Here is a 20,856-nt window from a genome sequence, read left to right on the forward strand (position 1 = left end):
TAGCTGCCTACTAAGCTGGCACCATGACCCTGGAGTTCGACACCCGCCCCGCCGCTTACGCCATCATCATTCAGGAGGACCGGATTCTTCTCGCCTACTGGAAGCAGGACGGCAAAGAAGGCTGGACTCTGCCGGGTGGCGGACTGGACCTTGCGGAGCATCCCGTGGACGGATGCCGCCGTGAGGTCTATGAAGAAACCGGTTATGAGGCCCGCATCGATCGCATGCTCGGCATCGACGTCGGACACTGGCCCGCGGAAGCCAGGCAGGACGGTACGCTACGGGACTTCCAGGCGCTCCGGCTGGTCTACGAGGCCACGATCGTCGGTGGCGAGCTGACGCACGAGGTGGATGGCAGCACTACCCATGCGGCGTGGATTCCCCTGGAAGATATCGGCAAACTCAACCGGGTCTCCCTGGTGGACGTGGCAATACGTCTGCACAATGAGCGGCCAGCCGACGGGAAGCTCGACTAAAGGCCTCCCAAAAGACCTAGCCAAAGGCCCAGTGGCTTGGCTACGCTGTAGAACGTTGCCGGCCCGCCAGCTGCCGGCCCGGATGCTGAGGAGGTGGAACTGATGATTGCCATAATCCTGCGCGCCCCGCACCCACGCGCGGCGCACCGTCATCACACCACCATTCCTGTCCCGGCATCAGCCAGCCAAGGCTAGGCGGCCGGGCCTCAGCAGAGGTACCAAACGTGAATACTTACGCTTCTTCAAGCGACCCAAAAAACAGTTTCAGCGACGCAGCCGACGGCCACCGTCTCCAAGGCCCAACAGACTACGGCTATACCGAAAGCACCGCTGAACTCTTCCGCGCCAACCCGGCTACGGACGGCCACACCAGCCACAACGCTCCGGCACGGGTAGTCCGCCTCGACAGGAACCGTGTGCTCGTAGCCTCGAGCAGTGGCCTGCTCCATCTTCCCTATCCCGGGCATGGTTTGGTGCCCGCCACTGGTGACTGGGTGTGGCTGGGGCATAACAGCGCCGGTGAGCCATCCGTCGTCGAGGTTCTTCCCCGGCATTCGGCCCTGAGCCGAAAGCGCGCTTTCGAGGCATCCTCCGAAGAACAAATCCTGGGCAGCAACATCGACATCGTGGCGGTAGTGGTTCCCGTGGACCGGCCTCTTACCCATAACCGGCTGGAGCGGACGCTCGTGGCCGCATGGGATTCCGGCGCAACTCCGCTGGTCGTCATTACCAAAGCCGACCTGGCGGACCTGGCAGACGACGTCGTAGGTGAAGTCATCCTCCAGGCTGCCGGCGTGGAGGTGGTCACCACGTCAGCAGAGCAGGGCGACGGCATTGAGGACCTCAGGCAGCACATCCCGGATGGGGCTACGCTGGTGCTGCTCGGCCCTTCGGGTGCCGGCAAATCCACGCTCATCAACGCCCTCGCCGGACGCGATCTCCAGGCAACGGGTGAGGTGCGTGCCGGTGACGGCAAGGGGCGGCATACCACTACCTCCCGGGAACTGGTCCCCTTGGCAGGCGGTGCCGTGCTCATGGACACTCCAGGTGTCCGTGGCTTTGGGCTGTTCGACGCCGAAGACGGAATGGAGGAGATGTTCGGCGACCTTGAGGGGCTGTTCGCCGGATGCCGCTTCGCCGATTGCTCCCACCAAGCCGAGCCGGGGTGCGCCGTGTTGGAGGCGCTCGCCGACGGAACCCTGGACGAGCGCCGGTGGGGCAGCTACCTCAAACTGCAACGCGAACTGGCGGCCCTGAACCGGAAACACGATGCCGCAGCCAGGCGGGCCTATCAGCGCGAATGGCATCAAAAGGTGATGTCGGCGGACAGGGGACAGCGTGCCGCGGAAAGACACCGGCACGATCAAGCCCAGGAACGCGCAGCAAAGGGCGGCAAACGACGCAAACGCTGAACATTGCCGATTCATTACGGAATACGTGGCGTCGCTGACATCGTCGGTGGTGCTGGCTACGCTGGGTGAAGATCGTCCGCCGAAGATAGGCCCGGGTATGGCAGAAGCCATGATTGAGTTCCAGAGCGTGACCAAGCAATACCAAGGCGGCCAGCCGGCCGTCGACAACCTGACCATGTCCATCGACAAGGGGGCCATCACCGTCCTCGTCGGTCCGTCGGGCTGTGGCAAAACGACGTCCCTGCGCATGATCAACCGCATGGTGGAACCAAGTTCGGGCACCATCACGGTGGCAGGCAAGGATGTCTCCACAGTGCCCGCAGCACAGCTTCGCCGCTCCATGGGCTATGTCATGCAGTCCTCCGGGCTGCTCCCGCACCGGTCCGTTTTGGATAACATCGCTACGGTTCCGCGGCTTAACGGCGTATCCAAAGCGGATGCGCGCAAACGTGCCGCAGAACTTCTCGACGTCGTTGGGCTGGCTTCGGTGCTCGGCAAACGGTATCCCTCGCAGCTGTCAGGCGGTCAGCAGCAGCGCGTGGGAGTGGCACGCGCGCTCGCAGCCGACCCGCCTGTGCTTCTGATGGACGAGCCCTTCAGCGCCGTGGACCCGGTGGTACGCGACGAACTCCAGCAGGAACTCCTGCGCCTGCAGCGCGAGCTGGCTAAAACCATCGTGTTTGTCACGCATGATATTGACGAGGCCACGGTGCTGGGCGACAAAGTGGCAGTCTTTGCTGTTGGCGGCAAGCTTGCCCAGTATGCCGCCCCTGAAGAAATCCTGCGGGCACCGGCCAACGATTTCGTGGCCTCCTTCGTGGGCAGGGACCGTGGTTTCCGCCACCTTGCCTTCGACGTCGCCGACTCCGTGAGACTCCACCCCGTCACCATGGTGGGACAAACCGAGGGCCAAAACGCCGGACGCCGTTCGGGGGAGTGGGCGCTGGTGGTGGACGACGAATCACGTCCCCTCGGGTGGTCCTCACCCCGGGACGGTGCCGGGCTGGTCCCCGGAGGTTCCCTCTTCCATAAGGGAGACACTTTGCGCCGGGCGCTGGATTCGGCGTTGTCCTCGCCATCGGGTTTGGGCGTTGCCGTGGACGACGACGGCAGGGTAGCCGGGGTCTTGAAGGCGCCGGAAGTCCTTGCCCTGATCGAGGAAGTCCGCCGCCACAGGGAGGACGCCACCTGATGGAGTGGTTCCTGGCGAACATTGGCCTGGTTCTCGGCTTGGCCGGCCAGCACCTTGTGCTCGCACTCATCCCGATGCTGCTTGGGCTGGTGATCTCAATTCCCCTGGCGCAGCTCGCCCGGCGGAACAGTACCCTGAGGTCTGTGGTGGCCACGGCGACGTCCTTGCTCTACACCATCCCGTCCCTGGCGCTTTTCATCATCCTGCCCACCATCCTGGGAACACGGATCCTGGATCCCCTCAACGTTGTCGTCGCCCTGACGATCTATGCGGTGGCCTTGCTGGTCCGTGCCGCCATGGATGCGTTCGACTCTGTTGACGACGATCTCCGCAACGCTGCCGTGGCCATGGGCTTCAAGCCCTCGGCCCGTTTCTTCCAGGTGGACCTCCCGCTGTCACTGCCGGTTCTTTTCGCCGGGCTCCGCGTCGTGTCAGTCAGCAACATCTCGCTGGTCAGCGTTGCTGCCCTGCTGGGAGTCGGCAATCTCGGAATCCTTTTCACTGATGGCTTGCAGAGGACCTTCGTTACCGAAGTAGTGGTTGGCATCATCGCCATCCTTATCCTGGCCTTGCTGATGGATGCAGTCCTTGTGGTGCTGGAGCGTCTCCTGACGCCGTGGACACGGGCGGCAGGCGGCGGCACGGGCGAACGCAAGAACGGCACCGCCTTGCTCACTGAACCGAAAACCGGACCACACCTGCCCCACGCCCCAGTACGGCCGGATCCGGGTGCATCGGCATGAGCAACGTTTTTACGGACACCATTGCGTGGTTGACGGATCCCATTCATTGGACGGGAAGCGGAGGCATCCCCACGCGGCTGTCCGAGCATCTGCAGTACAGCGGGCTGGTGCTCCTCATCGCTGCGGCCATTGCAGTACCTGTGGGTCTTTACATTGGCCACACGGGACGCGGCAGGGTGGTTGCCGTGGCCATTGCGGGCGCCCTGCGGGCCCTGCCCACTCTGGGTCTGCTGGTCCTCTTTGCCTTGTTGGCCGGCAGCGGTTTGATGCCGCCGGTGTGGGCCCTGGTGATCCTAACGGTTCCACCATTGCTTGCGGGGACATATGCGGGCATCTCCAGCGTGGATGCCACGGTGGTGGACGGAGCCCGGGCCATGGGCATGACGGAGCTTCAGATCCTGTTCCGTGTTGAGCTCCCCAACGGGCTCCTGGTGATGTTCGGTGGCATCCGGACAGCTGTTTTGCAAGTGATTGCAACCGTTTCGGTAGTTGCGTACTTGCCGCTGGGTGGCCTGGGACGGTATTTATTCGATGGGCTTGTCCTGCAGGACTTTCCGCGGATGCTTGGTGGATCGCTGCTGATCGCTGCCCTTGCCATTGCGGTGGACCTCGTTCTGGCCGCCTTGCAGAGGCTGGTCCTCCCGCCCGGCCTCACCCTCGACTCAAGCGGACGCCACACGGCGGCCGACGATCTCACAGCCGCAGCTCCCGCCGCGGCTGCCGTTCAAGGAGGTACACCATGAAAAATTCCGTTCCCATGACCCTTACGCGCCGTGGACTCGGCGGCCTCGCGGCCGGCGTCGGTGTGGCCCTCGCCTTGAGCGCGTGCGGCGGCAGCCCTTTGGCCACCCCGTCCACTTCTGCTCCCGGTGGATCCAGCGGATCCAGTGGGCCCCTTGTGGTTGGATCGGCCGACTTTCCAGAGAGCCAGGTGATTGGCGAGGTCTATGCGGGCGCCCTGAACGCGGCCGGTGTTACGGCCACTACCAAGCCGAACATCGGCTCGCGCGAAATCTACTTCAAGGCTGTCCAGGACGGGTCCGTGGACCTCGTCCCGGACTACTCCGGGAACCTGCTCTCCTACGTTGATCCAGAGGCCACGGAGGTCTCGGCTGAGGACGTGTACAAGGCGCTTCCTGGCAAGCTTCCGGAGGGACTGGCGGTGCTTGATCCGGCAAAGGCGGAGTCCAAGGATGCCATGGTGGTCACCAAGGCCACTGCCGAAAAGTACCAGCTCAAGTCCATCGAGGACCTCGCCAAGGTCTGCAAGGACTTCACGATGGCGGCCCCCGCAACATTCGAGACCCGTGCTTACGGCTTCCCCGGGCTGAAGAAGAACTACAACTGCGAGCTCAAGGGCCTGCAGCCATTCAACGACGGCGGCGGGAACCTGACGCTCCAGGCACTGTTGGAGGACAAAGTCCAGGTGGCCGACATCTACACCACCACACCATCCATCGCCGACAACGACCTCGTGGTTCTGGAAGACCCCAAGAACAACTTCAAGGCCCAGCAGGTATTGCCGCTCTACAACAAGGCCAAAATGACGGACAAGGCCAAGGACGCGCTCAACAATGTGTCCAGGATCCTGACCACCGATGACCTTGTGGACCTTAACCGGGCAGTCAGCGGGGACCAGAAGCAAAGCCCCAAAGATGCCGCGGCCGCATGGCTGAAAGACAAGGGCATCGTTAAGTAGCGCCTGACGTAAACCGCGTACGACGGCGGTGGCGGACCCGTGCGGGTCTGTCACCGCCGTCGTCGTATCTGTGAGTTAAGTCTCAACTGAAGTCCATCACCGGTGTGGCATATTTGATGAATGGCGAATTTCAAGCAGTCCACCAAGCTTCATAATGTCCTTTACGACATCCGTGGACCGATTCTTCAGGCCGCCCAGCAGATGGAGGCAGAGGGTCACCGGATCCTCAAACTGAACATCGGAAACCCGGCTCCCTTCGGCTTTGAAGCGCCTGACGCCATTTTGGTGGACATGATCCGCCACCTGCCCAATGCCCAGGGCTACAGCGACTCACGCGGCATATTCTCGGCCCGGACGGCCGTCTCGCAGTACTACCAGACCCGCGGAATCCAGAACATCCACGTTGATGACATCTACCTCGGCAATGGGGTCAGCGAACTCATCACCATGTCCCTCATGGCCCTTCTCGAAGATGGCGATGAAGTGCTGATTCCCACGCCGGACTACCCCCTGTGGACGGCTTCCGTTGCCCTGGCCGGCGGCCGGCCCGTCCACTACCTCTGTGACGAGGAGTCGGGATGGCAACCTGATCTGGAGGACCTGGAGTCCAAGATCACGCCGCGGACCAAGGGCATCGTGGTCATCAATCCGAACAACCCCACGGGCGCCGTCTACCCCGAGGACACGCTCAAGCAGATCGTTGCTTTGGCCGAGAAGCATGGCCTGGTCCTGTTTGCCGATGAAATCTACGAGAAAATCCTCTACGAAGACGCTGTCCACGTGAACCTTGCCGGACTGACCGGCGACGACGTCCTGTGCCTGACGTTCAGTGGCTTGTCCAAGGCCTACCGCGTTTGTGGCTACCGCGCCGGATGGATGGCCATTTCCGGTCCCAAGAAGGATGCTGCCGATTACCTTGAAGGCATCAACCTGCTGGCCAATATGCGGTTGTGCGCCAACGTCCCGGCACAGCACGCCATACAAACAGCGCTTGGCGGCTACCAGAGCATCAACGATCTCATCCTTCCCGGTGGCAGGCTCCTGGAGCAGCGCAACAAAGCGTATGACCTCCTGAACGCGATCCCGGGTGTCAGCACGCAGCAGGCCAGGGGTGCCCTCTACCTGTTCCCCAGGCTGGATCCAGAGGTTTACCACATCCGGGATGACGAGAAGTTCGTCCTGGACCTGCTGAAGGAGCAGAAGATCCTGGTTTCCCACGGACGTGCCTTCAACTGGGTGCGGCCGGACCACTTCCGGATGGTGACATTGCCCAACGTCAAGGACATTGAAGAGGCAATTGGCCGCATGGCGGACTTCCTGTCGAGGTACCCCGGGAACTAGCCTGTGGTGCATGGCCGCGTCACGAGGTCGCGTCAGGCAGAAAGGCAAGCCATGCCCGTTGCAGTGGAGTTCGCCGAGAGTCCAGCCAAGGTGCTGAAGGTTGGGCCGGGTTTTTCGTTGGCCGGCGTGGATCCCCAGGCCACGCCTGGCTACGCCGGAACAAAGGCCGACGGCAAGTCCTTGTTGGCTGCACAGGACGCCAGGCTTGCAGAACTTCAGGAAAAGCTCTTCGCAGAGGGGAAGTTCGGGAGCAACAAGCGGCTCCTGCTGATACTTCAGGCCATGGACACTGCCGGCAAGGGAGGCATCGTCAGCCACGTCGTGGGCGCAATGGATCCCCAGGGTGTCCAGCTGAAGGCATTCAAGGCACCCACTGATGAGGAAAAGTCGCACGACTTTCTGTGGCGGATCGAGAAAGAGTCACCCGCTGCTGGGATGGTGGGAGTCTTTGACCGCTCACATTATGAGGACGTCCTGATCCACCGCGTCCACGCATGGGCGGACTCCGCGGAATTGGAACGGCGCTACGCCGCTATCAACGATTTCGAGTCCAGGCTGGCCCAACAGGGAACCACCATCGTTAAGGTCATGCTCAACATCAGCGAGGATGAGCAGAAGAAGCGCCTGCTGGCGCGGCTCGATGATCCCGGCAAGCACTGGAAATACAGCCGGGGCGATCTCGCGGAGCGGGCGTTCTGGGATGACTACATGGATGCCTACAACATGGCCTTTGCGAAGACGTCCACTGACGTCGCCCCATGGCACGTTGTTCCGGCGAACAAGAAGTGGTACGCCCGGATCGCCGTCCAGCAGTTGCTTTTGGACGCCTTGGAGGGCTTGTCCCTGGAATGGCCAAAGGCGGACTTCGACGTCGCGACGGAACGTGCCCTTGTTGAGGAATCCTGAGCTTCAGGGAACCGTCATCGCGGCTGGTCTGTGCCGGCGGCAGCCCCGGCGTCGTTGGTAGCGTCCCTGGCTGTTGCCAGCCGTTTGCGGGCGCCCTCAAGCCAGTCCTCGCAACGCTTTGCCAACGCCTCGCCCCGCTCCCAGAGCGCCAGCGATTCCTCAAGGCTGGCTCCGCCTGCTTCCAACCGGCTGACCACTGCCATAAGTTGTTCGCGGGCTTCCTCGTAGCTGAGGGAATCCAGGGAATCCGTTGAAGGTGCTGTGGGATTGTTCTCTGTCATGGTGGTCCTTCGCATTCGATGGTGAGTGTTTGTGCCGTGCAGCTGCCGCGAAATCAGCGCTCGGCGAGTTGTGCTTGGCCGCTGGAGACAGCCCTGAACCGGCCTTCTGCCACTCTGATGGCCAGGGGCGTGCCTTCGGGAGTCTGTGCCGGGCTGCTGACCACTGTGTGTCCGGCTTGGTCTTCACCGACGATCTGGACAACGGCGTAGCCGCGGTCCAGGGTCTTCTGCGGAGATAATGCCCGCACCTGGGCACGCAGGTGGTGGACCTGGTCAAGCGCCCGGACCACCGCTGTGCTGACGGCTGCATGCGACCTTCGCTGAAGCCGGGTGATCTCCTCTGATCTTGCTGCGACCATGGTGTCCGGCGTTGCCAGGACGGGCCGCGACCTCAAGGCGTGAAGCCGGTCCGTCTCCCTGTCCACCATTCTGCCAATGCTCCGGCGAAGATGGTCCCGGGCCTGGCGGACCATGGCGAGTTCCTCACTGACATCAGGAACGATGCGTTTCGCGGCGTCGGTGGGTGTCGATGCCCTCAGATCAGCCACGTCGTCCAGGATGGGACGATCCGCTTCGTGGCCAATGGCGCTGACCACCGGCGTTGTTGCCGCTGCCACTGCCCTGATCAGGTCCTCATTGCTGAACGGCAGAAGATCTTCCAAGGCGCCCCCACCTCTGGCGAGGACGATGACGTCGATGTGTGGATCGGCATCCAACGAACGGAGCGCGGCAAGGATCTGTGCAACGGCCGTATTGCCTTGGACAGCTACCTCGCGAACGTCGAATTCAACGGCCGGCCAGCGGAGTGCCGCATTACGGAGGACGTCCTTCTTGGCATCCGAATCCCGCCCTGTAATGAGCCCGATGCGGTGGGGGAGGAGGGGCAACTTCCGTTTGCGGGAGTCGGCGAACAGGCCTTCTGCGGCAAGGGCCTGGCGCAGCCGCTCGATCCTGGCAAGGAGATCACCCAGGCCCACGGGCCGGATGTCCTTGACGGACATGTTCAGGCGCCCGGTCTTGACCCAGAAGTCGGCCTTGACCAGGGCGACCACCCGGGAACCACGTTCAAGGGGTATCTTCTGGCGATCCAGGACCGTGGACCATACGGATGCCGGCAGTGAAATCTCAGCATCGACGTCACGGAGTGTCAGGAAGGCGTTCCCGCCACGCCGGTTGAGTTCGATGACCTGGCCTTCGATCCACGCCGCGGGCGCACGCTCGATGTGGGCCTTTAGCTTCCTGGATAGCAACTGCAGGGGCCAGGGGTTGTCGGGGCTGGTCTCCGCAGCGGTACCGGGCAGCGTTGATTCCGGGCTCGCGTCAGCTGCCATGGGTGATCCGTGCGTTTACCTGCATGTGTATATCCTCGCTAGCTGTGCGGCCGTGGTCGCGGCCAATCGGTCCCGCACGCAATCAGTACCGGGCCGGCCTTCCAACTCTATCCATAGCTTTAGCAGTGGACCCCGACATTTTTCCTATCCTGTGGACAGACCTAGGATGGTGGCACTGGCCCCTTACCCCCGAGGATGACTTTTGCGCAGTTTCATTTCCGCGGTGGCAGTGGTCCTCGCCTTGTTGCTCACGGCCGTCGCAGTTCCGGCCGCTTGGGCGGACGTCAACGTGGTCCAGGAGGACGGCTTCGTCCACCTGGCCAGCGCGCTGGGCAGGGATCCCGAGTTCCAAAGCCGGCTTGCTACAGCCGCAGCGGGGAACTTCGAATCCTCCGTAAATCTTCCGGAACCACTGAAATCGGTGGCGGCGGATGCCCTCGGGGAAGCTGCATCCGGAATGCAGTCATGGCCTGAGTACCCCAAAGCATGGGAAGAAACGGCCAGGAACAGTCATCGGTTGAACTTCGGAGGAGGGAAGCAGCCGGAGGAGACGGTGTCCCATACAGCACTGCTCCTGGACATTGGCCCACTCATCAGGCTTATCCGCGACCGTCTATCCTCCGCCAGCGGACTACAGATTGAGGTCCCGGCGGAAAGTTTGGTGACCATGGGTGAACCATCCCAAAAGCAATTGGTTGATCGGGTGGCGGCCTTTGCCCCGCTCTGGTGGCTTGCCGCCGTCGGTGCTGTTGTTTCGGTCCTGTTGGCCCTCGCTGCTGCGCGTCGCCGCTCCCTGGTGATGGTCTCCCTCGGACTTGGCGGGTTGGTGCTTGCTGCGCTGTGGTCGGCGACGGTGGATCTGGCTGGCGGACTGATGGGAAGCCTCTCCAGTGGCAACGGTGTTGCAGAACTGTTCGAGCAGGAGTTCTTTTCGGCCGTGCGGACGGGCTTCGGTGAATGGATTATCATCGCTGCTGTGGTGTCAGGTGCATTCCTGGCACTGGGCGTCATCGCCTGGATTCTGTCCGCGAGACGGAGATCACCTTCTGCGAGCGGCCAGGGGCCGGGCCGGTAGCATGGAGGGATGACCAGCACAGCAGTTTCCATTCCGATGCCCACGGTGCCCCGCAGACGGCGATCACCGGAAGAGATTCAGGCGGCGGCCCCGGTTACTGGACCCAAGAAGGTTCTACTGGCGGCTCCGCGTGGCTATTGTGCCGGCGTGGACAGGGCTGTCATTGCTGTTGAGAAAGCCCTGGAACACTACGGACCACCCGTATATGTCCGCAAGCAGATTGTCCACAATGTGCATGTAGTGAGCTCCCTCGAAGAGCAAGGCGCCATTTTCGTCGAAGAAACGGATGAGGTTCCTGAAGGCGCCTTGGTGATTTTCTCGGCACATGGCGTTTCCCCTGCTGTAGTCCAGTCCGCCGAAGACCGCGGTCTTCGCACCATCGACGCGACGTGCCCGCTGGTCACCAAGGTTCACCGTGAAGCCGTGCGCTTCGCCAAGGAGGACTACGACATCCTGCTGATTGGCCACGAAGGCCACGAGGAAGTCGAAGGAACAGCCGGCGAGGCCCCCGAGCACATCCAGATCATCAACGGCCCCCACGAGGTAGACAGAGTCACCGTGCGGAATCCGGAGAAGACCATCTGGCTCTCGCAGACCACCCTGAGTGTGGACGAGACCATGGAGACCGTCCGCCTGCTCAAGGACCGGTTCCCCACGTTGCAGGATCCGCCCAGCGACGATATCTGCTATGCCACCACCAACCGCCAGGTGGCCATCAAGAAGATCGCTCCCCAGGCTGACCTGGTCATTGTGGTGGGTTCGGCCAACTCGTCCAACTCGGTGCGCCTCGTTGAAGTGGCACTTGAGTATGGGGCACGGACCTCCTACCGCGTGGACTTCGCGAACGAGGTGGATGAAAGCTGGTTCGAGGGCGTCGCCACGGTAGGTGTTACCTCCGGGGCTTCCGTCCCGGAAGTGCTCGTTCAGGACGTCCTCCGGCTTTTGGCGGACTACGGCTATGGCGAAGTCCAGGAAGTCGTCACGGCCGAGGAGGACCTTCTCTTCTCTTTGCCGAAGGAATTGCGGGCTACCCTCAAGGAGGCTGGCGACGTGACCCGGGCCCTCGGTGGCCGCGGGAACCGCCCTACGTCCTGAACGTACTTATCCTGAATGTACGTATCCTGAATGTACTTAGCAGGCCCGTTGTGGCAGCCACCCTTTCGGAAGCTGCCACAGCGGGCCTGTCCCTTTAAGCTGCAGACTCCTCTTGGGCTGCAGCATCCAGGGAGTCCACCGCGAGCAGTTCGGGCGCAGCCAAGGCCCGGGGCACTGCTTCGACGGACAGGGGAGTGGCCAGTCCGGCGTCGTCCATAGTGTTGAGTTTGCGGGCAGTAGGGAGTACACGTGCCTCCAGTGTGCCGACCATCGCGTTATAGCGGTCCACCGATGTCTTCAAGGAACTTCCGAGTTTCCCGACATTCTCGCCCAGCGTGCCCATGCGTTCGTAGAGCTGTTTGGCCAGTTCCAAGAGTTCGTGGGCGCTGTCCGTCAAGACATCCTGCCGCCATGTGAATGCCACCGACTTGAGAACCGCCAGCAGTGTCCCCGGCGAGGCCAGGACGACGTTCCGGGAAAGGGCATGCTCCAACAACGCCGGATCAGCCTCAAGGGCTGAAGCCAAAATCGACTCCGCGGGGAGGAAACAGATGACGAGCTCCGGGGAGTTGCCCGGAATGTCCCAGTACTTCTTGGCTGCGAGGGCATCGATGTGGGCTTTGAGTGCCTTGGCGTGCTGTGCCAGGAGCGTCTTGGAATCATGATTGGCCGCTGGCCCGACTGACTCACCCATGGAGCCTTCGCCGTGCACTTGTTCCTGCGCCGCCAGGTAGGAAGCCAGCGGGACCTTGGCATCCACCACGAGTTGCTTGCCGCCTGGCAACTGCACCACCAGGTCCGGGCGCAGCGTGTTCTCGCTCCGGCCGGAGTGCACTTGCTCGTGGAAGTCCACGTGACGGAGCATTCCAGAGGCTTCGACAACCCTGCGCAACTGAACCTCGCCCCATTGTCCGCGGGCACTGTTGGACCGGAGTGCGGACGCAAGGGCATGCGTGGACCGTAAAAGCTGTTCGTCGGAGAGCCTGGCGTCTTGGAGTTGCTGTGCGAGTTGGCCATATTGCTCCACTCGGTCGCGTTCCAGGAGCGAGACCTGCTGCTGTACGGCAGTGAGCTTTTCGGCCACGGGCCCCAGGGCGCGCAACACGCTGCCGTCTGAGGTCCTTGATTCGCTCAGCTCCCGGTTCTGTGCGAACAGAAGCCGGCGTTCGGCGTCGGCGGCTGCAAGCTGGGCCGTCACGTCCGAAAGGCGCGATGAAACGGCGTCGAAGTCCTCCTCCAAGCCGGCCGTCCGGCGTCGAAAGACTACATACGCACTGCTGAGTCCCACTGCGGCCCCGATGAGCAGCATGAGCAATGCCAAAACAAATCCAAATCCATCCATGAGGCAACCCTGTCATAGGGGTCCGACAGTTTTAGCGAAGGTCAGTTGACGGTGTTGTCTTCAGGAGCGAACAAGCATGGTTATCGCGGCAACGGGTAGAATAAATGCTCGTGGCTCTTACTATTGGCATCGTCGGACTGCCCAACGTCGGCAAATCAACTCTTTTCAACGCACTGACCCGCAACCAGGTGCTTGCTGCGAACTATCCGTTCGCAACGATCGAACCGAACGTCGGTGTGGTTAACCTGCCGGATCCCCGTCTGGCCAAGCTGGCGGAGATCTTTGGTTCCCAGAAGTTGCTTCCCGCTCCTGTGTCCTTTGTGGACATCGCCGGCATCGTGAAGGGCGCATCCGAGGGCGAGGGCCTGGGCAACAAGTTCCTCGCCAATATCCGCGAAGCCCAGGCAATCGCGCAGGTTGTGCGTGTCTTCGACGACCCCGATGTCATCCACGTAGACGGCAAGGTTGATCCGCGCTCCGACATGGAGACCATCAACACCGAGCTGATCCTGGCAGACCTTCAGACCATCGAAAACGCGATCCCGCGTATCGAAAAAGAAGTCAAGATCAAGAAGCGCGAAGCAGCCGAACTGGCCGTCATCAAGGCTGCCCAGGCAGTTCTGGAGCGCGGCGACACAATTTTTAGCTCAATCAAGAGCGACAAGCTGGAGATGGGGCACCTCAAGGAGCTCGGACTTCTCACTGCAAAGCCCTTCATCTACGTCTTCAATGCCGATGAAGGCATCCTTGGTGACCAGGAAAAGCAGGATGAATTGCGTGCCCTGGTTGCTCCCGCAGATGCTGTATTCCTCGATGCCAAGCTCGAATCCGACCTCGTTGAACTGGACGAGGAAGAAGCCCGCGAAATGCTGGAAATGAACGGCCAGAGCGAATCCGGCCTGGACCAGCTGGCACGCGTTGGTTTCCACACCCTTGGCCTGCAGACCTACCTCACGGCCGGCCCCAAGGAAACCCGTGCATGGACCATTCGCCAAGGTGACACCGCGCCCCAGGCCGCGGGCGTGATCCACTCTGACTTCCAGCGTGGCTTCATCAAAGCCGAGGTTGTCTCCTTCGACGACCTCATTGACGCCGGCTCCATGGCCGAGGCAAAGTCCCGCGGCAAGGTCCGCATCGAAGGCAAAGAGTACGTTATGGCCGACGGCGACGTGGTGGAGTTCCGCTTCAACGTCTAAACCAGGATGCTGCCCTGGGCAGCGATGTTGTAAAGGGTCTCGGTTCAGAACATGAACCGAGGCCCTTTTTTGTGCCGAAAAACAGCTTGTCCTGCTGTCAGACAGCGAATATTACCACCCAGTAGCTTTTGACTTGAAATCCCTGTCGATTTAGGCATGTAGAGGTTGCGGAACGGTTACAGTTTGGCCAGCGAGTCCCAACATCCGGACACAATGTGGGTAGGCTTACACACACATGTAGGCAACGTCACAGTAGGAAACTGTGTCTGCGCCTGGGGGTCATCACGAATTTCCCCTGATCAACTCCACGACTCATAGGAGGCGGAATGCGTTTCTCGCGCACTTCCAAAGCTCTAGGCGTAGCGGCGGTAATCGCCCTCGCAATGACCGGTTGCGGCGGCGGCGGCAACAATGACTCCGGTGCATCCGGAAACCCCAACAAGGTCATCATCGCTGACGGTTCAGAGCCGCAGCGGTCGCTGATGCCTGCGGACATCAACGAGGTTGGCGGCGGAAAGGTCGCCACGCTGATCTTCTCCGGCCTTGTCAGCTACGACCCCTCCGGCAAGCCGGTCAACGAATTGGCTGAGTCAATCGAGGCGCCTGACGCCAAGAACTTCACCATCAAGATCAAGAAGGACCAGAAGTTCACCAACGGGGAAGCCATCACGGCCAAGACCTTTGTTGACTCCTGGAACTACGGTGCAGCAGCAAAGAACGCTCAGTTGAGCGCAACATTCTTTGAGAGCATCAAGGGCTACGACGAGACCAGCGCCAAGGGTTCGACGGTCGACACCATGTCCGGCCTGAAGGTTGTGGACGACACCACGTTCACCGTTGAGCTCAAGCAGCCCGAGTCCGACTGGCCGCTGCGACTTGGCTACACCGCCTTCATGCCGGTCCCTGCCGCAGCACTTGCAGACCCGAAGACCTACGGCGAAAAGCCGGTAGGCAACGGCCCGTACAAGATGGCAGAGAATGGCTGGCAGCACAACGTACAGATCCAGCTTGTTCCGAACGCGGACTACAACGGTCCGCGCAAGGCCAAGAACGGTGGTGTGACGTTCAAGATCTTCCAGAACGATGATGCCGCTTACCAGGACCTCCTGGGCAACAACCTGGACATCCTCCAGACGATCCCAACCAGTGCCCTCGCGAACTTCAAGACGGACCTCGGCGATCGCTTCATCGAAAAGCCGTACGCCGGCAACCAGACCATCGCCATCCCGGAGTACCTCCCGGAGTGGAGTGGTGAAGCGGGCAAGCTGCGCCGTCAGGCCATCTCCATGGCCATGAACCGTGAAGAGATCACCAAGGTGATCTTCAGCGGTGGCCGTCAGCCGGCGAAGGACTTCACGGCTCCCGTCCTGGATGGTTACAGCGACAGCATCCCGGGTTCGGACAACCTCAAGTTCGACGCCGCCAAGGCCAAGGACCTCTGGGCCAAGGCTGACGCCATCCAGAAGTGGGATCCCAACACTGTCTTCACCATCGCGTACAACGCTGACAAGGGTGGTCACAAGGCATGGGTGGAGGCCGTTACCAACCAGCTGAAGAACAACCTCGGCATCAAGACAGAGGGACTTCCGTTCGCTACCTTCAAGGAAGCCCGCGACCTCGCCACTTCCGGTAAGTTGACCGGCGCGATCCGTGCAGGTTGGCAGGCAGACTACCCGTCGCTGTACAACTTCCTGGGCCCGATCTACAAGACCGGTGCTGGCTCGAACGATGCCCGTTATGAGAACCCGACCTTCGACAAGGCAATCTCTGACGGTCTCTCCGCTCCTTCGGTTGCTGAGGGTAACAAGGCCATGAACAAGGCGCAGGAAATCCTCCTCCAGGACCTGCCGGCCATCCCGCTGTGGTACCAGGTGTCGCAGGGCGGCTGGAGCACAGGCGTCACGAATGTTGACTACGGCTGGGACGGCGTCCCGCTTTACTACAACATCACTGGCAAGTAAATGACGATCGGCGGCGGGGGCGCTCATTGAGCGCTGCCGCCGCCTCATCGCGTTTCACATCAACGACGCCCAACTCCGGTTGGGCGTCCTTGTGCAGACATTCTCGGACCTTGACCGGGAAAGCCTGCACATCGATCGAAAAGGTTCTTCGATGAACAACTCCGCTGCACCCCTGGATCGGGTGCCCGCTGTTAGGGAGGTATCGCGCTAATGGCCACATACATCCTGAAACGATTCCTCCAGCTGATTCCCGTGTTCCTTGGAGCAACCCTCCTTGTGTACTTCCTGGTGTTCAGCCTCCCGGGTGACCCTATTGCTGCGCTCTTTGGGGACAAACCCGTCAATGAAGCAGTAGCGGCAAAACTCCGGGCCCAATACAACCTGGACCAGCCGTTTATTGTGCAATACCTGCTATACCTCAAGAGCATCTTTACTTTTGATCTCGGCCAGGACTTCTCCGGCCGGCCCATTGCCGCGGTCCTTGGCGAGGTGTTCCCCGTAACGGCCCGCCTGGCCATCATGGCGCTCATCTTTGAAGGCGTCTTCGGTATCGCTTTCGGTCTAGTTGCCGGACTCCGCAAGGGCAAGCTTTTTGACGGAACTGTACTGATCGCGTCCCTGATCGTCATCGGTATCCCGATCTTCGTTCTCGGCTTCCTTCTTCAGTTCTTCATCGGCGTCCAGTTGGGGTGGGCCAAACCCACCGTCAGTTCAGCTGCGACCGTTCAAGACCTCATTCTTCCGGCGATCGTCCTCGGCCTGGCGTCCTTCGCCTACGTCCTCCGGCTAACCAGGACCAGCGTCATCGAGAACATGAACGCCGATTACGTTCGGACGGCCACGGCCAAGGGGCTCACACGCTTCCGGGTCGTCAATGTCCACATCCTGCGGAATTCCTTGATCCCGGTGGTCACGTTCCTTGGGGCCGACCTTGGCGCCCTCATGGGTGGCGCTATCGTTACTGAGGGCATCTTCAACGTCCCCGGTGTCGGCAACAGGTTGTACCGGGCAGTTCTCTCCGGGGAAGGACCTACCGTGGTATCAATCGTCACAGTTCTGGTCCTTGTCTACTGTGTCTCGAACCTGATTGTTGACCTTCTGTATGCCTGGCTTGACCCGAGGATCCGCTATGACTCCTGATAACAACCTGACGGGGCAGGACACAGCCCCGCGTCACATCGAGCACTTCGTTGCTGACCTCGAAGAGACGCCACTGCAAGCCACCGATAAGGTGAAAGAGGACCAGGCGCCCTCCAGCCTTTGGGGAGAGGCCTGGAAGAACCTTCGCAAGCAGCCGCTCTTCATCATTTCGGCCATCATGATCCTGGCTGTTGTTGTGGTCTCCCTGTTCCCCGGGCTGTTCTCACCGATCGATCCCTCCGGCGAAGCCTGCCAGCTTGCCAACTCGAACGGCGGACCGGTCAATGGACATCCCTTGGGCTTCAACAAACAGGGTTGCGATGTTTATGCCCGTGTCATTTTCGGAACACGATCTTCTGTCACCGTTGGCCTGTTCACTACTCTCGGAGTTGTCATTTTCGGTGGAACCATCGGTGCCCTTGCCGGCTACTACGGTGGCTGGGCTGATGCCCTTTTGGCGCGACTGACAGACATCTTCTTTGCTCTGCCGCTGATCCTTGGCGCAATTGTCATGATGCAGCTCCCCGTGTTCCGGGCCAACCGGACTGTGTGGACGCTGATCCTCATTTTGATCACTTTCGGGTGGCCGCAAATAGCCCGCATCACCAGGGGCGCTGTGATCGAGGTACGAAACGCAGACTTCGTGATGGCTGCCAGGTCCCTGGGTGTTTCGCGCTTCCGGTCGTTGCTCCGCCACGTTCTGCCCAACTCCTTGGCTCCGATCATTGTGGTGGCCACCATCTCGCTGGGTACATTCATTGTGGCCGAATCCACCCTGTCATTCCTGGGAATCGGTCTGCCCCCGAGCGTTATGTCGTGGGGTAACGACATCCAGACAGCACAGGCATCGTTGAGGTCCAACCCCATGCCGTTGCTGTACCCGGCTATTGCACTTTCGACCACAGTCCTGAGTTTCATCATGCTGGGCGACGCCCTTCGTGATGCCCTGGATCCGAAGGCGCGCAAACGATGAAAGGCCAAGCAATGAACTCTTCAGTTCACATCAAGGAAGAACCAGCCGGCTCTGACCGTCCGTTGCTGGAGATCAGGAATCTGGCCATTAACTTCGCCACGAGCAACGGTGAGGTGAACGCCGTCAGAAACGCGCATTTCACCGTCATGCCAGGGGAGACCGTGGCGATCGTGGGGGAGTCCGGTTCAGGTAAATCCACCTCCGCCCTCGCCGCTATTGGGTTGCTTCCGGGCAATGGTCGCGTAGCCGCCGGAGAGATCCTCTTCGACGGCGAAGATATCGCCCACGCCAGCGAAAAGCGCATGATCGAGCTTCGCGGCAATTCCATCGGCATGGTGCCCCAGGATCCGATGTCCAACCTCAACCCAGTGTGGAAGATCGGGTTTCAGGTCAAGGAGACACTGAAGGCCAACGGTCTTCCCTCCGGGCCGGACGACATCGCCAAAGTGCTGTCTGAGGCTGGCTTGCCTGACGCGGCGGGTCGGGCCAAGCAGTACCCGCACGAGTTTTCAGGCGGTATGCGCCAGCGCGCCCTCATCGCCATTGGCCTGTCCTGCCAGCCGCGCCTGCTGATCGCGGATGAGCCGACGTCGGCCCTCGACGTCACGGTCCAGCGCCAAATTCTGGATCACTTGGACAAGATGACGTCCGAGTTGGGGACCGCAGTACTGCTTATTACCCACGATCTCGGTCTGGCGGCCGAGCGGGCTGACAAAGTCGTGGTGATGTACAAGGGCCAGGTCGTTGAGTCCGGGCCTTCGCTGGAACTGCTGCGCAATCCGAGGCACCCTTACACCAAGCGTTTGGTAGCTTCAGCGCCTTCCCTCGCATCACGTCGCATCCAGGTTGCCAAGGAGCAGGGTGTTGAATCCGACGACCTGTTGGCACCCACCGAGCCGGTGATCGTGGAATCAGCGCTCCCGGAGGAAGTGCTGAAGGTTGAGGACCTGACCAAGGTCTTCAAGCTTCGTGGCGGTATTGGCAAGACGACGGACTTCAAGGCCGTGGACTCGGTATCGTTTTCCGTGCGCCGTGGGACAACCACGGCAATCGTGGGCGAGTCGGGATCCGGAAAGTCGACCGTGGCCCAGATGGTGCTAAATCTGTTGGAACCCACCTCGGGCAAGATCATTTTCGACGGTGTGGACACGTCAACGTTGAACAGTAAAGACCTGTTCAAATTCCGTCGCCGGGTGCAGCCGATTTTCCAAGATCCCTACGGCTCATTGGATCCGATGTACAACATCTTCCGGACTATTGAAGAGCCGCTGCGGACCCATAAGATCGGTACCAAGGCCAGTCGCGAAAAGAAGGTCCGCGAACTGCTGGACCAGGTGGCTTTGCCCCAGTCCATGATGCAGAGGTATCCGAACGAGCTTTCCGGTGGGCAGCGGCAACGCATTGCCATTGCCCGGGCCTTGGCCTTGGATCCCGAAGTGATCATCTGCGATGAGGCCGTTTCGGCACTGGACGTCCTGGTCCAGGCCCAGGTGCTGAACCTCCTGGCAGACCTCCAGGACAACCTGGGCCTGACCTACCTTTTCATCACTCACGACCTCGCCGTGGTCCGCCAGATCGCGGACCACGTCTGCGTGATGGAAAAGGGCAAGCTTGTTGAGACGGGCAGCACGGACGATGTCTTCGACAACCCGCGCGAGGCTTACACGCAGGCCTTGCTGGATGCCATTCCTGGCGGTTCGCTGCTGCTGCCGCCCGCGGTGGCCTGACCGCCGTCGTACTCTCCGCCGACGAGAGAACAGCAAGAGCCGGTGGTACCCACATGTGGGAACCACCGGCTCTTGCCGTTAAGGAGTCGGCCCCACAACGGTGCCCTATCCGGCTGACACCGACGCGGCGGTGTCCGGGCGGGCTGTGAGGCCGAGCGCGGTCAATTCCCGCGCCAGAACACTGCCCAACTTCGCGTGGCCGGACGGCTTCATGTGGACGCCGTCCTGGAGGTCTGCAACGGCATCGTAGCGGGTCAGCCAGTCGCCCGCGCTGACAAACGGGATCGCTTGCTTGGCGGCGATCCGGCCAAGGAGTGCGTCCACCTCGGACCGGCGGCCGCCACCATTCTCGGCTCCCCGGGCCAACGTCCCGATCATCGCCAGACGTGCCCCCGGATAGCGCTTCCTGAGCGCAGCGAGGAGCCGTTCGGCGTTACTGGTGATCTGGGCATCGGTGGCCCTTTGTGAGGCGTCGTTGCCGCCACCCTGGACCACGATCAGTGGCGGATCTCCATAGGGCAACAACCAGTCCCCGCGCTGGAGGGCGTCGATGTAATTGCCCGTTTTGCCGTTGGAGGCAACGAATCCCGTGCCGCCCATGCCCACCACGTGCAATTTGTATCCAAGCGCGGAAATTCCCCTTTGCGGCCATGAGTCCTTGGGCATGGCTTGTGAATCGCCAATCAACACGGCCGTGTGGCGTACGTCGGCCAGGACCACTTCGTCGCGGTTGTTCGACGGATTCCTGTAGAGCGAACCCACTGGCAGGTCCAGGGCACCCGGGGTGGGCGCTATCGTACGGGGTTTGTCCGCGGCGGACGTCTCGGCAGGAACGGGCGCGGCTGAGCGCGAGGGGGTGGATGGTGGGGTTGCTTGGTTTGGTCCGCAGCCGACCACCAGAACGCCAACGGCGATCAAGGGTGCGAGCAGGCGGAACGCGGCCGAGGCTTTGCGCATCGTTGGTCT

The 20,856-nt window shown here is 61.3% G+C and carries 19 protein-coding genes; 15 read left to right on the forward strand and 4 right to left on the reverse strand.

Annotated elements, in window-relative coordinates:
• The first annotated feature begins 23 nt into the window (after positions 1–23).
• From AC6I97_RS09250 to AC6I97_RS09285, 8 genes are all read left to right on the forward strand, one after another.
• The gene (locus AC6I97_RS09250) at positions 24–476 is read left to right on the forward strand and encodes an NUDIX hydrolase (RefSeq protein WP_497944737.1); all 453 of its coding nucleotides are present in this window, start codon (positions 24–26) and stop codon (positions 474–476) included.
• Positions 477–700: 224 nt separating this feature from the next.
• On the forward strand, positions 701–1,888 hold the full coding sequence (gene rsgA, locus AC6I97_RS09255; RefSeq protein WP_497944738.1) for a ribosome small subunit-dependent GTPase A: 1,188 nt from the start codon (positions 701–703) through the stop codon (positions 1,886–1,888).
• Positions 1,889–1,985: 97 nt separating this feature from the next.
• Entirely contained in the window at positions 1,986–3,080 is a 1,095-nt protein-coding gene (locus tag AC6I97_RS09260; RefSeq protein ID WP_276573608.1) for an ABC transporter ATP-binding protein, read from the forward strand.
• Positions 3,080–3,823 carry an ABC transporter permease gene (locus AC6I97_RS09265; RefSeq protein ID WP_224164909.1) on the forward strand — a complete coding sequence of 248 codons (744 nt, stop codon included), beginning with the start codon at positions 3,080–3,082 and terminating at the stop codon, positions 3,821–3,823. Before AC6I97_RS09260 ends, AC6I97_RS09265 begins: the two co-directional genes overlap by 1 nt.
• Positions 3,820–4,566, forward strand: a complete 747-nt coding sequence (locus AC6I97_RS09270; RefSeq protein WP_224088222.1) for an ABC transporter permease — start codon at positions 3,820–3,822, stop codon at positions 4,564–4,566. Before AC6I97_RS09265 ends, AC6I97_RS09270 begins: the two co-directional genes overlap by 4 nt.
• Positions 4,563–5,522 (forward strand): ABC transporter substrate-binding protein, encoded by a 960-nt coding sequence (locus tag AC6I97_RS09275; protein ID WP_224164907.1) that lies wholly within the window; start codon positions 4,563–4,565, stop codon positions 5,520–5,522. The genes AC6I97_RS09270 and AC6I97_RS09275 overlap by 4 nt, the downstream gene beginning before the upstream one ends.
• A 120-nt stretch (positions 5,523–5,642) precedes the next feature.
• Complete coding sequence (locus AC6I97_RS09280) at positions 5,643–6,863, forward strand: pyridoxal phosphate-dependent aminotransferase (protein WP_224088221.1); 1,221 nt, start codon at positions 5,643–5,645, stop codon at positions 6,861–6,863.
• Positions 6,864–6,914: 51 nt separating this feature from the next.
• A complete protein-coding gene (locus AC6I97_RS09285; RefSeq protein ID WP_224164899.1) occupies positions 6,915–7,769 on the forward strand; it encodes a polyphosphate kinase 2 family protein in 855 nt (284 codons plus the stop codon).
• 14 nt (positions 7,770–7,783) lie between these two features.
• Here AC6I97_RS09285 and AC6I97_RS09290 read toward each other — a convergent pair whose 3' ends face one another.
• A complete protein-coding gene (locus AC6I97_RS09290) occupies positions 7,784–8,050 on the reverse strand; it encodes an exodeoxyribonuclease VII small subunit (RefSeq protein WP_497944739.1) in 267 nt (88 codons plus the stop codon).
• 53 nt (positions 8,051–8,103) lie between these two features.
• Positions 8,104–9,381 (reverse strand): exodeoxyribonuclease VII large subunit, encoded by a 1,278-nt coding sequence (gene xseA, locus AC6I97_RS09295; protein ID WP_497944740.1) that lies wholly within the window; start codon positions 9,379–9,381, stop codon positions 8,104–8,106.
• 202 nt (positions 9,382–9,583) lie between these two features.
• On the opposite strand from xseA, the gene AC6I97_RS09300 reads away from it, so the two are divergent.
• Positions 9,584–10,456 (forward strand): hypothetical protein, encoded by an 873-nt coding sequence (locus tag AC6I97_RS09300; RefSeq protein WP_497944741.1) that lies wholly within the window; start codon positions 9,584–9,586, stop codon positions 10,454–10,456.
• A gap of 9 nt (positions 10,457–10,465) precedes the next feature.
• Entirely contained in the window at positions 10,466–11,551 is a 1,086-nt protein-coding gene (locus tag AC6I97_RS09305; RefSeq protein WP_497944742.1) for a 4-hydroxy-3-methylbut-2-enyl diphosphate reductase, read from the forward strand.
• A 94-nt stretch (positions 11,552–11,645) separates the two neighbouring features.
• Here AC6I97_RS09305 and AC6I97_RS09310 read toward each other — a convergent pair whose 3' ends face one another.
• Positions 11,646–12,893: a DNA recombination protein RmuC gene (locus AC6I97_RS09310; RefSeq protein WP_497944743.1), complete on the reverse strand. Its 1,248-nt coding sequence runs from the start codon at positions 12,891–12,893 to the stop codon at positions 11,646–11,648.
• Between the two features lie 110 nt (positions 12,894–13,003).
• Between AC6I97_RS09310 and ychF the strand changes: the two genes are divergently transcribed.
• The 5 genes from ychF to AC6I97_RS09335 all read left to right on the forward strand — a co-directional run bounded on the left by ychF (position 13,004) and on the right by AC6I97_RS09335 (position 19,890).
• Positions 13,004–14,089 (forward strand): redox-regulated ATPase YchF, encoded by a 1,086-nt coding sequence (gene ychF, locus AC6I97_RS09315; protein ID WP_497944744.1) that lies wholly within the window; start codon positions 13,004–13,006, stop codon positions 14,087–14,089.
• A gap of 326 nt (positions 14,090–14,415) precedes the next feature.
• Positions 14,416–16,050, forward strand: coding sequence for a peptide ABC transporter substrate-binding protein (locus AC6I97_RS09320; protein ID WP_497944745.1), 1,635 nt, complete (start codon positions 14,416–14,418; stop codon positions 16,048–16,050).
• A 210-nt stretch (positions 16,051–16,260) separates the two neighbouring features.
• Entirely contained in the window at positions 16,261–17,190 is a 930-nt protein-coding gene (locus AC6I97_RS09325; protein ID WP_497944746.1) for an ABC transporter permease, read from the forward strand.
• Positions 17,180–18,163: an ABC transporter permease gene (locus AC6I97_RS09330; protein ID WP_497944747.1), complete on the forward strand. Its 984-nt coding sequence runs from the start codon at positions 17,180–17,182 to the stop codon at positions 18,161–18,163. The genes AC6I97_RS09325 and AC6I97_RS09330 overlap by 11 nt, the downstream gene beginning before the upstream one ends.
• An 11-nt stretch (positions 18,164–18,174) precedes the next feature.
• Positions 18,175–19,890, forward strand: coding sequence for an ABC transporter ATP-binding protein (locus AC6I97_RS09335; protein ID WP_497944748.1), 1,716 nt, complete (start codon positions 18,175–18,177; stop codon positions 19,888–19,890).
• A 105-nt stretch (positions 19,891–19,995) separates the two neighbouring features.
• On the opposite strand, the gene AC6I97_RS09340 is transcribed toward AC6I97_RS09335, so the two are convergent.
• On the reverse strand, positions 19,996–20,847 hold the full coding sequence (locus AC6I97_RS09340; protein ID WP_497944749.1) for an SGNH/GDSL hydrolase family protein: 852 nt from the start codon (positions 20,845–20,847) through the stop codon (positions 19,996–19,998).
• Between the last annotated feature and the right edge of the window lie 9 nt (positions 20,848–20,856).

The organism is Arthrobacter sp. TmtSoilC48 (assembly GCF_059739425.1).

What these genes read in the sequence shown, in the direction of transcription:
- AC6I97_RS09310 (WP_497944743.1), bottom strand. Translation starts at nt 12,893, where the DNA reads ATGGATGGATTTGGATTTGTTTTGGCATTGCTCATGCTGCTCATCGGG.
- AC6I97_RS09275 (WP_224164907.1), top strand. Translation starts at nt 4,563, where the DNA reads ATGAAAAATTCCGTTCCCATGACCCTTACGCGCCGTGGACTCGGCGGC.
- xseA (WP_497944740.1), bottom strand. Translation starts at nt 9,381, where the DNA reads ATGGCAGCTGACGCGAGCCCGGAATCAACGCTGCCCGGTACCGCTGCG.
- AC6I97_RS09270 (WP_224088222.1), top strand. Translation starts at nt 3,820, where the DNA reads ATGAGCAACGTTTTTACGGACACCATTGCGTGGTTGACGGATCCCATT.
- AC6I97_RS09285 (WP_224164899.1), top strand. Translation starts at nt 6,915, where the DNA reads ATGCCCGTTGCAGTGGAGTTCGCCGAGAGTCCAGCCAAGGTGCTGAAG.
- AC6I97_RS09330 (WP_497944747.1), top strand. Translation starts at nt 17,180, where the DNA reads ATGACTCCTGATAACAACCTGACGGGGCAGGACACAGCCCCGCGTCAC.
- AC6I97_RS09305 (WP_497944742.1), top strand. Translation starts at nt 10,466, where the DNA reads ATGACCAGCACAGCAGTTTCCATTCCGATGCCCACGGTGCCCCGCAGA.
- AC6I97_RS09260 (WP_276573608.1), top strand. Translation starts at nt 1,986, where the DNA reads ATGGCAGAAGCCATGATTGAGTTCCAGAGCGTGACCAAGCAATACCAA.
- AC6I97_RS09340 (WP_497944749.1), bottom strand. Translation starts at nt 20,847, where the DNA reads ATGCGCAAAGCCTCGGCCGCGTTCCGCCTGCTCGCACCCTTGATCGCC.
- AC6I97_RS09325 (WP_497944746.1), top strand. Translation starts at nt 16,261, where the DNA reads ATGGCCACATACATCCTGAAACGATTCCTCCAGCTGATTCCCGTGTTC.
- AC6I97_RS09290 (WP_497944739.1), bottom strand. Translation starts at nt 8,050, where the DNA reads ATGACAGAGAACAATCCCACAGCACCTTCAACGGATTCCCTGGATTCC.
- AC6I97_RS09280 (WP_224088221.1), top strand. Translation starts at nt 5,643, where the DNA reads ATGGCGAATTTCAAGCAGTCCACCAAGCTTCATAATGTCCTTTACGAC.
- AC6I97_RS09335 (WP_497944748.1), top strand. Translation starts at nt 18,175, where the DNA reads ATGAACTCTTCAGTTCACATCAAGGAAGAACCAGCCGGCTCTGACCGT.
- AC6I97_RS09320 (WP_497944745.1), top strand. Translation starts at nt 14,416, where the DNA reads ATGCGTTTCTCGCGCACTTCCAAAGCTCTAGGCGTAGCGGCGGTAATC.
- AC6I97_RS09250 (WP_497944737.1), top strand. Translation starts at nt 24, where the DNA reads ATGACCCTGGAGTTCGACACCCGCCCCGCCGCTTACGCCATCATCATT.
- AC6I97_RS09265 (WP_224164909.1), top strand. Translation starts at nt 3,080, where the DNA reads ATGGAGTGGTTCCTGGCGAACATTGGCCTGGTTCTCGGCTTGGCCGGC.